At 73.0% G+C, this 13,461-nt stretch carries 13 protein-coding genes; 5 read left to right on the top strand and 8 right to left on the bottom strand.

Translation table 11 applies throughout. The features are described from left to right. The first annotated feature begins 24 nt into the window (after positions 1-24). Both rsgA and DDP54_RS02555 read left to right on the top strand, forming a co-directional pair. The gene (gene rsgA, locus DDP54_RS02550) at positions 25-1,116 is read left to right on the top strand and encodes a ribosome small subunit-dependent GTPase A (protein WP_109130422.1); all 1,092 of its coding nucleotides are present in this window, start codon (positions 25-27) and stop codon (positions 1,114-1,116) included. 79 nt (positions 1,117-1,195) lie between these two features. Beyond that, the gene (locus DDP54_RS02555; RefSeq protein WP_109130423.1) at positions 1,196-1,996 is read left to right on the top strand and encodes an inositol monophosphatase family protein; all 801 of its coding nucleotides are present in this window, start codon (positions 1,196-1,198) and stop codon (positions 1,994-1,996) included. Positions 1,997-2,073: 77 nt separating this feature from the next. On the opposite strand, the gene DDP54_RS02560 is transcribed toward DDP54_RS02555, so the two are convergent. From DDP54_RS02560 to DDP54_RS02570, 3 genes are read right to left on the bottom strand one after another with little or no spacing between them, the layout of a single operon-like run. Beyond that, on the bottom strand, positions 2,074-2,562 hold the full coding sequence (locus DDP54_RS02560; protein WP_197711289.1) for a hypothetical protein: 489 nt from the start codon (positions 2,560-2,562) through the stop codon (positions 2,074-2,076). A gap of 23 nt (positions 2,563-2,585) precedes the next feature. Then, complete coding sequence (locus DDP54_RS02565; protein ID WP_109130424.1) at positions 2,586-3,965, bottom strand: hypothetical protein; 1,380 nt, start codon at positions 3,963-3,965, stop codon at positions 2,586-2,588. Between the two features lie 3 nt (positions 3,966-3,968). Then, positions 3,969-4,640, bottom strand: coding sequence for a hypothetical protein (locus tag DDP54_RS02570; protein WP_109130425.1), 672 nt, complete (start codon positions 4,638-4,640; stop codon positions 3,969-3,971). A gap of 119 nt (positions 4,641-4,759) precedes the next feature. Here DDP54_RS02570 and DDP54_RS02575 point away from each other — a divergent pair, with 119 nt between their 5' ends. Beyond that, a complete protein-coding gene (locus DDP54_RS02575; protein ID WP_109130426.1) occupies positions 4,760-5,014 on the top strand; it encodes a helix-turn-helix domain-containing protein in 255 nt (84 codons plus the stop codon). 10 nt (positions 5,015-5,024) lie between these two features. On the opposite strand, the gene DDP54_RS02580 is transcribed toward DDP54_RS02575, so the two are convergent. After that, entirely contained in the window at positions 5,025-5,552 is a 528-nt protein-coding gene (locus tag DDP54_RS02580; RefSeq protein WP_146192342.1) for a hypothetical protein, read from the bottom strand. A 147-nt stretch (positions 5,553-5,699) separates the two neighbouring features. On the opposite strand from DDP54_RS02580, the gene DDP54_RS02585 reads away from it, so the two are divergent. Further along, on the top strand, positions 5,700-6,485 hold the full coding sequence (locus tag DDP54_RS02585) for a LysM domain-containing protein (RefSeq protein ID WP_109130428.1): 786 nt from the start codon (positions 5,700-5,702) through the stop codon (positions 6,483-6,485). After that, complete coding sequence (locus tag DDP54_RS02590) at positions 6,482-7,276, top strand: Rv3235 family protein (RefSeq protein ID WP_109130429.1); 795 nt, start codon at positions 6,482-6,484, stop codon at positions 7,274-7,276. The genes DDP54_RS02585 and DDP54_RS02590 overlap by 4 nt, the downstream gene beginning before the upstream one ends. An 87-nt stretch (positions 7,277-7,363) precedes the next feature. Here DDP54_RS02590 and secA read toward each other — a convergent pair whose 3' ends face one another. The 4 genes from secA to DDP54_RS02610 form a co-directional block, all read right to left on the bottom strand. Continuing rightward, positions 7,364-10,219 (bottom strand): preprotein translocase subunit SecA, encoded by a 2,856-nt coding sequence (gene secA, locus DDP54_RS02595; RefSeq protein ID WP_109130430.1) that lies wholly within the window; start codon positions 10,217-10,219, stop codon positions 7,364-7,366. 144 nt (positions 10,220-10,363) lie between these two features. Then, positions 10,364-11,641: a crosslink repair DNA glycosylase YcaQ family protein gene (locus DDP54_RS02600; protein ID WP_242448174.1), complete on the bottom strand. Its 1,278-nt coding sequence runs from the start codon at positions 11,639-11,641 to the stop codon at positions 10,364-10,366. A 134-nt stretch (positions 11,642-11,775) separates the two neighbouring features. Then, positions 11,776-12,423, bottom strand: coding sequence for a ribosome-associated translation inhibitor RaiA (raiA, locus tag DDP54_RS02605; RefSeq protein WP_109130431.1), 648 nt, complete (start codon positions 12,421-12,423; stop codon positions 11,776-11,778). 172 nt (positions 12,424-12,595) lie between these two features. Then, complete coding sequence (locus tag DDP54_RS02610; RefSeq protein WP_242448175.1) at positions 12,596-13,411, bottom strand: phosphoribosyltransferase family protein; 816 nt, start codon at positions 13,409-13,411, stop codon at positions 12,596-12,598. Positions 13,412-13,461: the final 50 nt, after the last annotated feature.

Here is a 13,461-nt window from a genome sequence, read left to right on the forward strand (position 1 = left end):
CGCACACGGCGGGGGCTGCTGAGCGTGGCGCGCCGGGCCCTCGACGAGTCGGACGTCCGGATCCGACCGGGGCGCCGCGGGACACGGCCACGCACGAAGACCCGCCCCGAGCACGCCGACTCCGAGGTCGGGTTCGTCACGGGCGTCGACCGCGGTCGCTACACCGTCCTCGTCGATGTCGGCGGGCCTGACGAGCGCAAGGCTATCGCGATGAAGGCCCGCGAGCTCGGTCGGGAACGGGTCGTGCCCGGCGACCGGGTCGACCTCGTCGGCGACACGTCCGGCGTCGACGGCTCGCTCTCCCGGATCGTGCGGATCCGCGAGCGCACCACGGTGCTGCGTCGCACCGCCGACGACTCCGACCCGATCGAGCGCGTCATCGTCGCCAACGCCGACCAGCTCGTGATCGTCACGGCCCTCGCCGACCCCGAGCCCCGCACCCGCATGATCGACCGCTGCGTCGCTGCCGCCTACGACGCGCGCATGGACGCACTGCTCGCGCTGACGAAGGCCGACCTGGCGGATCCCGCCGAGCTCGTCGCGATGTACGAGCCGATCGGCGTGCGCGTCGTCATCACGAGCCGCGGGCCCGACGGCATCATCGGCCTCGACGAGCTCCGCGGCGCGATCGCCGGGCGCACGTCGGTGCTCGTCGGTCACTCCGGGGTCGGGAAGTCGACGCTCGTCAACGCGCTCGTCCCCGGTGCGTACCGGGCGACCGGGGTGGTCAACGACACGACGGGGCGCGGTCGGCACACGTCGTCGTCGGCGGTCGCCCTGCGGGTCGTCGTGCCGGACAGCGCCACACCCACCTGGGTCATCGACACCCCCGGGGTGCGCTCGTTCGGCCTCGCCCACGTCGATCCCCAGCACCTCCTGGGCGCGTTCGCCGATCTCGCCGAGGTCGCCGACGACTGCCCGCGCGGCTGCACGCACACGGCCGACGCCCCCGACTGCGTGCTCGACGCGTGGGTCGCGGGAGCCCCCGACGAGCCGGTGCGGCTCGCTCGCGCAGCCCGCGTGGAGTCCTTCCGGCGCCTCTTCGCGAGCCGGACGGGCGCCGTCGAGGCCGAGCCGACGGTCAGCTCGGCACCCGATGTCGCCAGTGCCGGCTGATGCCGTACCTGCCGCCTCGCGTCGCCTCGGCCCGGTGGGTCGCCCTCGACCCCGACGCGGCGCCAGTACGGTGTCTCGCATGACCCTGCGCCCCGGCTACGACGACGACCTGCGCCTCGCCCACGTCATGGCCGACCAGGTCGACTCCGTCACGATGGCCCGGTTCAAGGCTCAGGACCTCCGCGTCGAGACCAAGCCGGACCTCACGCCTGTCACGGACGCCGACCGCACGGCCGAGGAGATCATCCGTGGCCAGCTCTCGCGCGCCCGTTCGCGGGACGCCGTGCACGGCGAGGAGATGCCCGACACCGGGCACGGACCGCGCCGATGGGTCATCGACCCGATCGACGGCACCAAGAACTTCGTCCGCGGCGTCCCCGTGTGGGCGACGCTCATCGCGCTGCTCGACGGCGACGAGGTCGTCGTCGGGCTCGTGAGCGCGCCGGCGCTCGGCCGCCGGTGGTGGGCAGCCCAGGGTTCCGGGGCGTGGACCGGCAAGTCGCTGGCCGCCGCGTCGCGCCTCCAGGTGTCCGGTGTGAGCACCCTCAAGGACGCGTCGCTCTCGTACTCGAGCCTGACCGGGTGGGAGGAGCGGGGGAAGCTCGACAACTTCCTCGAGCTCGGTCGTCAGGTGTGGCGCACACGCGCCTACGGTGACTTCTGGTCGCACGTCCTCGTCGCCGAGGGCGCAGTCGACCTGTCCGCCGAACCTGACCTCGCCCTGCACGACATGGCCGCGCTCGTCCCGATCGTCACCGAGGCAGGCGGCACGTTCACCTCGATCACCGGCGTGCCGGGACCCTTCGGCGGGTCGGCGCTGGTCTCCAACGGCCTGCTCCACGCTGCCGCGCTCGAGGTCCTCGACCCGATCGACGGCTGATCGTCGCGGCCGGTCGTCGCGAGCCTCTGCTCGGCGAACCCGACCGGCGCGATGCCCGTGAGCGCGAGAGCCCGTCGTCAGCGCGGGATCGCCGAGAGCTCCGTCGCGTCGTACCAGAGCAGGTCGAGGTCGTCGAGCCGCTCGACCGCACCGGAGTCCCCCGCGACGGCACGCTCGACGTCAGCCGACGCCGCCGGCTCGTCGACGTGCGCGCACACGATGTCGTCCCGCTTCACAGCGACCCGGAGCTGCGCCGCGCTCGGTGCCCGCTCGTCGTCGTCGACGGCCGTGAGGTCCGCCTCGGGGACGTCGACGGAGAGGACGAGCCGCAGACGCGGTGCGTCCGGGCGCCCGGCGAGCCGGAGAAGCACCTCGTCGGCGGCGGCGAGCAGGGCGACGAACTCGAGACCCTCCTCGTCCTCATCCGGCAGGGCGGCCCGGAGCGCCGCCGTCACCGCGTGGACGATGCGCGGCTCGAACGACGCGACCGCACCGCCTGGTGCGCCGGACGGGACCGCGCCCGTCGCGTCGAGCTCGTCGAGGGTCGAGGGAAGGTAGATGCGCACGCGCCCAGTCTGCCGCTCGGCACTCACGCCCCCGCCAGGCGCGCCGCATCCCGGGGCTCGCTGAGAGCGGCCGGCTCGCGGGACCGGCGCGCCGGGCGCGCGACGCTCGACCGGCTCGGCCGGTCGCCGAGCCGCAGCGCCAGTGCGGCGATCGCGCGGCGAGCCGGCGAGGTCGGCGCGAGCTCATGGAGCAGCCGCGCCTCGAGCAGCGCAGCATCGAGCGCCGGCCGATCCTCGGGGACGAGCTGCGGAGCACTCACTCCGGCGTAGCGATCCAGCGCCGCCGTGATGGCCTCACCTGGCCGAGGGCCGGCCACCGACGCCCGCACCTGGTTGACCACGACCGTCGTACGTCCGACGAGCCCCAGCTGGGCGAGGTCGCCGAGCGCACGCACCAGGCGCTGGATCCCGAGCGGGTCCCCGGCCCCCACGACCACCACCTCGTCGGCGTCACCGAGCGCGGACAACGTCGCGGCGTTGCGGCGCGGGGCGCGCGTGTCGTAGCTCAGAACCTCGTCCTGCTCGATGCAGAAGCCGCAGTCGATCACGGTCCAGGCAGCGAGGGTCCGGGCCACGGTCCACACCACGTCGAGCGCAGCCGACGGCAGCTCCGGCCACCGGTCGGCACGCGAGATCCCGGACAGCACGCGCAGGTCCGGCGAGATGAGCGGAGACAGTCGCGCGAGCAGCTCCGTGTCGAGACCACCCTGACCAGCGGCTCGAGCCGCCGCGGCCAGCCCGGGCGCCTCATCGAGCAGACCGACCGCCTGAGCGATCGTGCCGCCGTAGGTGTCGGCGTCGACGAGCAGCGTATGACCGCCGAGGAGGGCCAGCTCAGCCGCGAGGTTGACTGCGACAGTCGTCCGGCCAGGAGCTCCCGTGGGACCCCACACCGCCACGACCCGGCCGAGCTGGGTGCGCCGTGGCGGGTCCCCGAGGTGATCGACGCCGGCGGCGTCGTGGGGCGGGTCGAAGCGCGGGCCACGGGCGTGCCCGTCGGTCGGCGTCGCACCGGGTTGCCCCACGTCGTCGGCCGTTCGCCCCAGCACCTCGACGACGTCACGGACGAGCGCGGCCGCCCCGGCTGCGTCGTCGGGCGTGTCGACGACGAGATCGGCGCCCAGCGCAGTGATCCGCTCGCTCAACCAGGGAGCCCCTGCCTCGCCGAGCCCGACGAGCCGGACGCCCGAACGGTGGAGAGCCGCGACCGCGTCCCGGTCGAGCATCGGCAGGTCCACCGACACGACAGCGATGCGCCCGAGCCCGGCCTCTGCGGCAGCCAACAGCTCAGCCAGGTCGGCGCACCGCCTCGTGACCGTCAGCCGGCCGCCTGTGCCGTCGACCGCCTGCACGATCACAGCCTCGGCCGATCCCCGCACCGCGCACAGCACCCCGACCGTCATCGCCTAGCTCCCCGACCCCGGGACATGCACGAGCTGCACTTCCCCCTCACCCGCGACCGCCGCCAGCACCGTCGGCAGGATCGCGGTCGGGACCAGCACGTAGACGACGGTCGAACCGCCTGTCACGAAGGCGCCGTCCGGGCGCTTCACCTGAGCGACGGTCAGGGCGGGGGCCAGCTCGCGAGGCAGCACAGCGGCCTCGTTACCGCCTGCGGACCGGGTGGCTGCCGGAACGTCCCACAGGTCCACGAGCGAGCCCGCGACCAGGTCCGCCGACGGCGCCACCGTCACGGCGATCGCCACGGGACGCACGTCAAGGTCGGCTGCCGACCCGAGCGCGGCACGGGGCACGAGCTCCCCGGGAGCCACGACACGCAACGCGACCGCGTCCAGCGGCACGCCGTCGGCCACCGTGACGTAGCGCTCGACGTCGACGTCGACGAGCCTCACCTGTGCCACGCCGAGCCCGCTCGCCTCGACGGCCGACCCCGGGGTGAGGGCGTCGCGGGCCACGTAGACCTGCGTCGTCCGTTCGGCTCCCTGCACCACCCATGAGCCGAGCGCGACCGATCCGGCGACCATCGCGACCCCTGCCAGCAGGCGCGGGTCGCGCCAGCCAGGGCGTCGCAACCGGTTCGCCACCGGTGTCGGCAGGTCCAGGACCGTCGTGTCCATCTGTTCCTCTGTTCCGCTCGTCCACGCGCGAGGGCACCATCATGCCGACGATTCCGACATCTCGGGCACAGCCTTGTGGACAACCGGACCTCCGTGCGCGCCCGTGCCACACTTCGGTCATGGCTTCTCGGTTCCTCACGCTCGCCGACGTGATGGAGGTGCTGAACATCTCCGCACCTCAGGCCTACGCCCTCGTCCGCTCGGGTGAGCTCCCCGCGATCCAGATCGGCGGGCGCCTCCAGTGGCGCATCGAGGCGACGGAGCTCGAGAACTACATCCAGCGGATGTACCAGCAGACCCGCGCGCGGATCGAGACGGACCACGACACCTCGCCCGGTCCGGGCGCACACGTGGACGGGCTGCTCGTCGACTGACGCCCGAGGCTCAGCTCGATCGAACGACGAGGATGGCCGCGAACGGCACAGCCCACAGCTCGCCGTCGCGCGACTCGACATGACCGGCCGCGAGGTCGAGGTGGTCGGCGCCGACCCGCTCGACCCGTCCGGCGAGCTCGCCGCCGTCGGTCACGACCTGCACGACGACCCGGTCGCGCGCGAGCGCACGCAGGGCATGGCCGAGCGTCAGGCGTCGCTCGACGACCCCGCCCGCACCCGCGGAGTGCCGGGGCAGGCCGCGGACCGCAGTGATGGCACCGAGCGGGACGAGTGAGCTCCGGCCCTGCACATCGAGCAGGATCCACTGCGTGGCTGCGTCCCGGAGGACGCCACTGACCTGCTCGCCACCGTGGGTGCGCACGGTCAGCTGGGCCCCGTGCGCTGCCCGGAACCGGTCGGCCACGGCGACGGTCGCTCGCTCCGCGCGGGTCAGCTCCACGACCTCGGCGGCGAGGTCGGCGGTCCGGGCCGCATCGAGCTGCGCCTCCATGTCGGCGAACAGGGCCTCCCAGCGCATGCGCTCACGGTAGGGCACCCCGGTCAATCGCATGTCGGAGATGTCCGATTGTGGACACCCTCTAGACGCCGCCCGGTTGATGCACTACACCTAGTCGCACCAGGCATCATCAAACGACATCAAATGCGATGAACGACGGAGGCGGCCATGCGACCGACCGGCACCACCCCCACCGACCCGCGGCGACGCTCACAGACCGCGCCTGCCGCGCTCGGCGTGCTTTGGCTCGGCCTCGTCGCCGCGTCAGGGCTCACCGTCGGGATCGCGGCACGCCTCGACGCCGTGCTCACCGACGGCCTCGCGGGCGCGAGCGTCGACCGGTTGGTCGAGACCGGGGTGCTCGTCGTCGGCGTCGGCCTCGCGGGCTGGCTCGCCCTGTCCCTCGTCGTCGCGACGGCGTGCGCCACCGGTCGCGCCGCAGGCGTCACCTGGCGCGCCGGCGAGCGGCTGGTCGCCCGCTGCGCGCCGGACCTCGTGCGCCGGGCGCTCGTCCTCGCCGTCGGGGCAGGCATCGGGCTGTCCGCGGCCACCGGCGCGACCGCGGCAGCGCCCGGCGACCTCGACCTCGGATGGTCCGCGACAGCCACGACGGCGACCGTGGATCCCGTCGTGGTAGCCACGCCCCGCTCGGCGGAAGGCACCGCACCGGCCGCCGCCACGACGGTCAGCTCGGTCGCGAGCGGGCCGGACGCACCCACGGCACCCACGGCACCCACGGCACCCACGGACAGCGTGATCGTGCAGCCGGGCGACACGCTCTGGCACATCGCCCAGAGAGCGCTGCCGAGCGACGCGGGAGCCGCCGACATCGCCTCGGCCTGGCCCGCCTGGTACGCCACCAACGCCGCACTCATCGGCGACGACCCCGACCTGCTCCAACCCGGCCAGGTGCTGCACGCCCCCACCACGACCTCGACGGACGGTGCCTCATGACCACCCTGACCCTGGACCGCGCGGGCATCACGAACGATCCCCTGACGCTCACAGCCGCCGAGTCCGCCATCGTCGGTCTCACCGCGATCGTCGGCGCGCGGGCGAGCGTGGGGCCGGCGCACGACCGCCCCTCGACGCCGGCACAGACCAACGACCTGGCCGAGCCGGACGCCGCGCCGGATCCCGCGCCCACCGCTCAGTCGAGTCATGTCGGCCGCGTCAGTCGTGGCGGCGTCGGCGAGAACCCTGCCGCCTGCGCAGGCCGACGGGCCGAGTCACCGACACCCGTCCGGGCTCGCCTCGTCCCGAGCCTGGCGCCGCTCCCCCGGCTGACCGCACCCGCCGGCCCGGGCCACTCCCGTCCGCCGACGCTCGACGAGCGTGTCCTCGCCCGCCGTCGCGCAGCGCTCGCCGCCGAGCGGGCCGCAGCCACGGCCGAGTCAGCCGTCGGGCCCGTGCCGACCGGTGACCCGACGTCCGTGTGCTGCTCGCTCGTCCTGGCCGCGGTCGAGTCGCTCGCGGGGATCCGCTCCGTGGCCCAGCTGGCCCGATGGGTCACCCCCGAGGTCTACGAGGCGCTCAGCACGCGCGCCGCGCTGACCGTTCGCGTGCTCGGTGCACGAGCGGCGTCGCGCCGCCCCGAGGTCCGGCGTGTGCGCGTGTGCCGCATCGGCGAGCACGTCGCCGAGGCGAGCGTCGTGGTCGACGACGGCCATCGGGTGCGGGCCGTCGCCGTCAGGCTCGAGTCGTGGCGTGGGGCGTGGCGGGCCGTGGCGCTCGAGATCGGCTGACCCGGTGCGCAGGGCGCAGCCGTGCGACACGGCTCCAGGCGCGGCGCAGGCCCGCCCCCGAGGGGACGGGCCTGTGCCGGTTGACGATCAGCCGCGGCGACGCTGCTGCTTGGCCGCCTTGCGGCGCTCCTCGCGGTTGCTGCCGGCTGCTCCTGCACCCGCGTCGTCCGACCCTGCTGCGGCGGATGCAGCGCCCGCCGCTCCCGCGTCGCCGTCGACGCTCGGCGCCGAGTACTGCAGGGGCGCGCGCCGCTCCGGGCCGTCGATGCCCTTCGCCACGATCGTCGGGCGTCGGGTGCGCTGCGGTCCCGACTCGACCGCGGCCGGCGTGACCGACGGCGCCTCGCCACCGTCAGGGCGCGGTCCGGCTGCGGCGGCTCCGGCCCCGAGAGCGGCCTGGGCGGCCGACTGGGCCGTCACCTGACCCTCCTCGGCCTCCGGCTCGGCGACCTTGACCTCGAGGTTGTACAGGTACGCGACCGACTCCTCCTTGATGGCGTCGGTCATGGCCCCGAACAGCTGGAACCCCTCGCGCTGGTACTCGATGAGCGGGTCACGCTGGGCCATGGCGCGCAGGCCGATGCCCTCCTTGAGGTAGTCCATCTCGTAGAGGTGCTCGCGCCACTTGCGGTCGAGGACCGACAGGACGACCCGTCGCTCGAGCTGACGCATGTTCTCCTCGCCGATCAGGGCCTCGCGCTCGGCGTAGGCGTGCGTCGCGTCCGAGACCACCTCGGCTTCGATCAGCTCGGTGCTGAGGCGGGTCGGACCGCCCGCCTGCTCGACGACCTCGTCCGGCGTGATCGTGATCGGGTACACGCCGCGGAGCGCGACCCAGAGCGCGTCGAGATCCCACTCCTCGGGGCGCCCGGCGTTCGTGGCACCCGTGATGTACGCCGCGAGAACGTCGCGAGAGAAGTGCTGGATCTGCTCCTGGAGGTCCTCGCCCTCCAGGACGCGTCGACGCTCGTCGTAGATCACGGTGCGCTGACGGGACATCACGTCGTCGTACTTGAGGACGTTCTTGCGGATCTCGAAGTTGCGCGCCTCGACCTGCGACTGCGCGCTCTGGATCCCGCGGGTCACGAGCTTCGACTCGAGCGGAAGGTCGTCCGGGAAGCCGGCGCGGGTCATGAGCGACTCCGCGAGCCCCGAGTTGAACAATCGCATCAGGTCGTCCTGCAACGACAGGTAGAACCGCGACTCCCCCGGGTCGCCCTGGCGCCCGGACCGTCCACGCAGCTGGTTGTCGATGCGCCGCGACTCGTGGCGCTCGGTGCCGAGCACGTACAGGCCACCCAGGTCGACGACCTCGTCGTGCTCGGAGGCGACCGCCTCCACGGCCTTCGCGAGAGCGTCGGGCCACGCGGCCTCGTACTCCACCGCGTCATCCGCCGGGTCGAGGCCGCGTGCGGCGAGGTCCGCGACGGCCATGAACTCGGCGTTGCCGCCGAGCATGATGTCGGTACCGCGACCGGCCATGTTCGTCGCGACCGTCACGGCACCCTTGCGCCCGGCCTGCGCGACGATCGACGCCTCACGTGCGTGCTGCTTGGCGTTCAGGACCTCGTGCGGCACGCCCAGCTTCTTGAGCTTCGCCGAGAGCAGCTCGCTCTTCTCGACGCTCGTCGTGCCCACGAGGACCGGCTGCCCCTTGGCGTGCCGCTCGACGATGTCCACGACGACCGCGTCGAACTTGGCGGACTCGTTCTTGTAGACGAGGTCACCCTGGTCGAGGCGGCGCATCGGCTTGTTCGTCGGGATGGGCACGACGCCGAGCTTGTACGTGCCCTGGAACTCGGCGGCCTCGGTCTCGGCGGTGCCGGTCATCCCGGCGAGCTTGCCGTACAGGCGGAAGTAGTTCTGGAGCGTGATCGTGGCGAGCGTCTGGTTCTCGGCCTTGATCGCCACGCCCTCCTTGGCCTCGATCGCCTGGTGCATGCCCTCGTTGTAGCGGCGTCCCGGCAGGATGCGCCCGGTGTGCTCGTCGACGATGAGGACCTCGCCGTTCATGACGACGTAGTCCTTGTCGCGCTTGAACAGCTCCTTGGCCTTGATCGCGTTGTTCAGGAAGCCGATGAGCGGCGTGTTGAGCGACTCGTAGAGGTTGTCGATCCCGAGGTAGTCCTCGACGCGGGCGATCCCGGGCTCGAGGACGCCGACGGTCCGCTTCTTCTCGTCGACCTCGTAGTCGTGCTCGGCGGTCAGTCGCCGCGCGACCTTCGCGAACTCGCCGTACCAGCGGTTCGCGTCGCCCGACGACGGGCCCGAGATGATCAGCGGGGTGCGGGCCTCGTCGATGAGGATCGAGTCGACCTCGTCGACGATCGCGAAGTTGTGACCGCGCTGGACCAGCTCGTCGGTCGTCCACGCCATGTTGTCGCGCAGGTAGTCGAAACCGAACTCGTTGTTCGTGCCGTACGTGATGTCGGCCGCGTACTGCTCACGCCGCTCGGCGGGCGTCTGGTTCGACAGGATCACGCCGGTCGACATGCCGAGGAACCGGAAGACGCGACCCATGAGGTCGGACTGGTAGCTCGCCAGGTAGTCGTTGACCGTGACGACGTGCACGCCCTTGCCGGACAGCGCGTTGAGATAGGCCGGGAGGGTCGCGACGAGCGTCTTGCCCTCACCGGTCTTCATCTCGGCGATGTTCCCGAGGTGCAGGGCCGCACCGCCCATGAGCTGCACGTCGAAGTGGCGCTGGCCGAGCGTCCGGCGCGACGCTTCACGCACTGCCGCGAACGCCTCAGGCAGCAGGTCGTCGAGGCTCTCACCGTCGGCGAGCCGCGCCTTGAAGCGGTCGGTCTCCTCCCGGAGCTCCGCGTCGGACAGGCTGTGGAAGCTGTCCTCGAGCGCATTGACCTGGTTGGCCATGCCGGACAGCTTCTTGACGATCCGGCCCTCGCCGAGGCGCAGGACCTTCTCGAGGATCGCAGGCACGCGTGACTCCCGACGTGTTCGCGCTCCGCGCGCGCGGCGTCGGAGCGAGCTGAGCTGACCCGACCGCTCGGCCGGGCCCGACCATCGTAGGCGAGCCTGCACGCGGGCGACGAAGATCTCGGGTCGCGGCGCTGCCCCGGGCCGTCAGCGCGCGACGTCGTGGGCGGTCGCGAGCGCCGCGACCAGCGCGGGAGCAAGGTCCCCGAGCGCGCCGGAGCCCGGCGTCCCGATCGCCACCTCGCCGAGCCCGAGCCAGTCCGCCAGCAGCCGCAGCTCGGCCGCGAGCGCCGCTGGGACGTCGGGGTCGGTTCGACCAACACCCGCCGGGACGCTGTGCGCCGCGTGCACCCGTAGCACGCCTGCCCGCCGGTCGGCCTTGAGGTCGACGAGGGCCGCGAGACGGTCGCCGTGGAGGAACGGCAGGACGTAGTAGCCGTGCACGCGCTTGTCGGCCGGGACGTAGATCTCGATGCGGTAGCGCAGCCCGAACAGCTCCTCGACCCGGCGCCGCTCGAACACGAGCGGGTCGAAGGGGCTCAGGAGCGCCCGGCCATGCGCACGGCGCGGCAGTGCCGCGTCCCGGTGCAGGTACGCCGTGCGGTTCCACCCCTCGACCGCCACCGGGACGAGGGTGCCCGCCTCGACGAGGTCCGCGACGGCCGGCGTGGCGCGGGCCGTGGAGATCCGGGAGTAGTCGGCGAGGCAGCGCAGCGAGCCGATGCCGTGCGCTCGCGCCGAGATCTCGACGAGCGCGCGGACGGCATCGGCGTCGCTGGGCGCGGGACGTGCGAGCACGTCGGCGGGAAGAACCCGCTCGGTGAGGTCGTAGCAGCGCTCGAACGAGGCGTTGCGCCGTGCCGGGGTGACCTCGCCGGTGAAGAACAGGAACTCCAGGACGCGTTTGGCGGCCGTCCAGTTCCAGCCCCACCCGGTGCGGCTGCGCGGATGATCCGCCTCGTAGAACACCTGCACCTGGCTCGCGGTCATCGGGCCGTGGGCGGCGACGAGCGCGCGGATCTCGGTGACAAGCCCCGAGTGCTGCAGCGGGACGTCGCGGATGATGCCCCACGCGGTCGACAGGTAGTCGCGCCGCCGCCAGCCGAGCAGCGGGTACGTCGCGGGTGGGACGTACGACGCCTCGTGGGCCCAGGTCTCCACCAGGCGGCGGGGCGCGTCGCCGGCGGCGCGGTCGAGCAGGGCGGTGTCGTACGGGCCGACCCGGGAGAACACCGGCATCAGGTGCGCGCGCGCCAGCACGTTGACCGAGTCGATCTGCAGCAGGCCGACCCGGTCCACGACCTGCTGGAACTGACGCATCGTGGCCGGCGCGGTCCTGGCGGCGCGCGGACGGTCGAGCCCCTGCGCACGCAGGGCGACGCGGCGGGCCTGGGCGAGCGAGAGGGTCGACGACGTGAGCGGCACACGCTCATCCTGCCCGGCACCCCCGACACGAACCACCACGTCCCCGGCCCGCGGGGCACCCGGACGACGCAGCACCGCCCGTCGACCGGTCGGTCGGCGGGCGGTGCTGGGCGATCCGTGCGGGCTGCGCAGGTTCAGCTGGCAGCTGCCGACCTGTCCTGGCCACCGGGCAGAGCGACCGGGCTGTCAAGCTTGATCACTCCGTAGCTCCAGCCGCGACGCCGGTAGGCGACGGACGGCTGTGCGGTCTCGATGTCGATGAACAGGTAGAAGTCGTGCCCGACGAGCTCCATCTCGTAGAGCGCGTCATCGACCGTCATCGGCTTGGCGGCGTGGACCTTCTCGCGGATGACGACGGGCGAGTCACCCAGGGTCGTCTCCGTGACGTCGCCGGGCACGTGCGGGGCCGGCACACCGGCCACGTCTTCCTCAGGAGGCGCGGGACGGACGTCGACGGGTGGGACCGTCGCGTTGCCGTGGTGGTCCTTGCGCCGGTCGCGCGACCTGCGCAGGCGTTCCTGGAGCTTCGCAAGGGCAAGGTCGAGCGCCGCATACCGGTCGTCCGCGCATGCCTCGGCGCGGATCACAGGACCCTTGTCGACGACTGTCAGCTCGACGCGCTCGGCACTCTCCGCCTGACGGGGGTTGCGCTCGTGCGTCACCTCGACGTCGATGCGCTGGGCTTGGGGGGCGAGCAGATCGAGCTTGGCGAGCTTGTCGACGGCGTGCAGCCGGAACCTCTCCGGGACCTCCGTGTGACGGCCTGTGACCACGATCTCCATGTGAACCTCCTGGAGGGAAGGGCGAGATTTGCTTACCGCCCGGTGACGTGCTGGGGGCGCCCCGCGGGGCGAACGACCGGCACCACCTCCTCCCGCACCGGGGGCCCCGCTCCGTGGACCTGTGCGGTCCACGTGCTGTCGCTCCCCGATACCGTCGGTTCGTTGACTCACGCTAGACCGGGTCCGCGCCAACTTCCACTCGCCCCGCGGTTCGACCGGGTGAAGGCGTCGCGGCGATCGTCAGGGCGCCGATCACGACGGCGCCGGCGAGCCCGAGCGCCTGCTCGCAGGCGGCCAACGTCGCTCCCGTCGTCAGGACGTCGTCGAGCAGCAGGACCGAGCGCCCGCGGATCGAGGAGGTCGAGGCGCGCCGGACGACGACGTGCCCCGCGAGGTTGCGGGAGCGGGCCCGCGCCCCGAGCCCGACCTGGTCGCGGCCCCGGCCGCGACGGACCAGGACCGGCACGGCGACCGCAGCAAGGCCCTCGGTCGAGCACGCCCGAGCCGTGGCCCGCGCGAGGCGTCCGACGACGTCGTCCCCCCGGCGCCGTCGCGCGGCCGCCGAGGACGGCGCAGGCACGACGAGCAGCGCATCGGTCGTCCCGGCCCGGAGGGCAGGAACGAGCTCGCGAACACCTCGGTCGAGCGCTTGCTCGAACCGGCCGCCGACGTCTGCACGCCCCCGGTCCTTCCAGGCGACGACGAGCTCACGCAGCGGCCCGGTGTAGGAGGCGAGCGTCCACACCGGCAGCAGCGGGCGCCCGTCCATCCGGTCGAGCCGTCCGGCCCCCGCCTCGCACCTCCACGGAGGGCCGCAGAGGAGGGCGAGGCACTCGGCACACACGACCTCGTCGTAGGCACCGCACCCCGGGCAGGACACCGGCAGGACGAGCCCGCCCAGGTCGGCGACCGCGCCGACCAGCCCGCCCAGCATCCTCACGGGCGTCCGAGGCGCCCGTCCGTCGCTCCGCGTCGTGGCAGTCGGCATGCCCTCAGAGTGCCCGGCTCGGCGGCCGACGTGCCGACCCCGTCCACAGG

Origin of the sequence: Cellulomonas sp. WB94, from assembly GCF_003115775.1 — a bacterium.
Classification (GTDB): domain Bacteria; phylum Actinomycetota; class Actinomycetes; order Actinomycetales; family Cellulomonadaceae; genus Cellulomonas_A.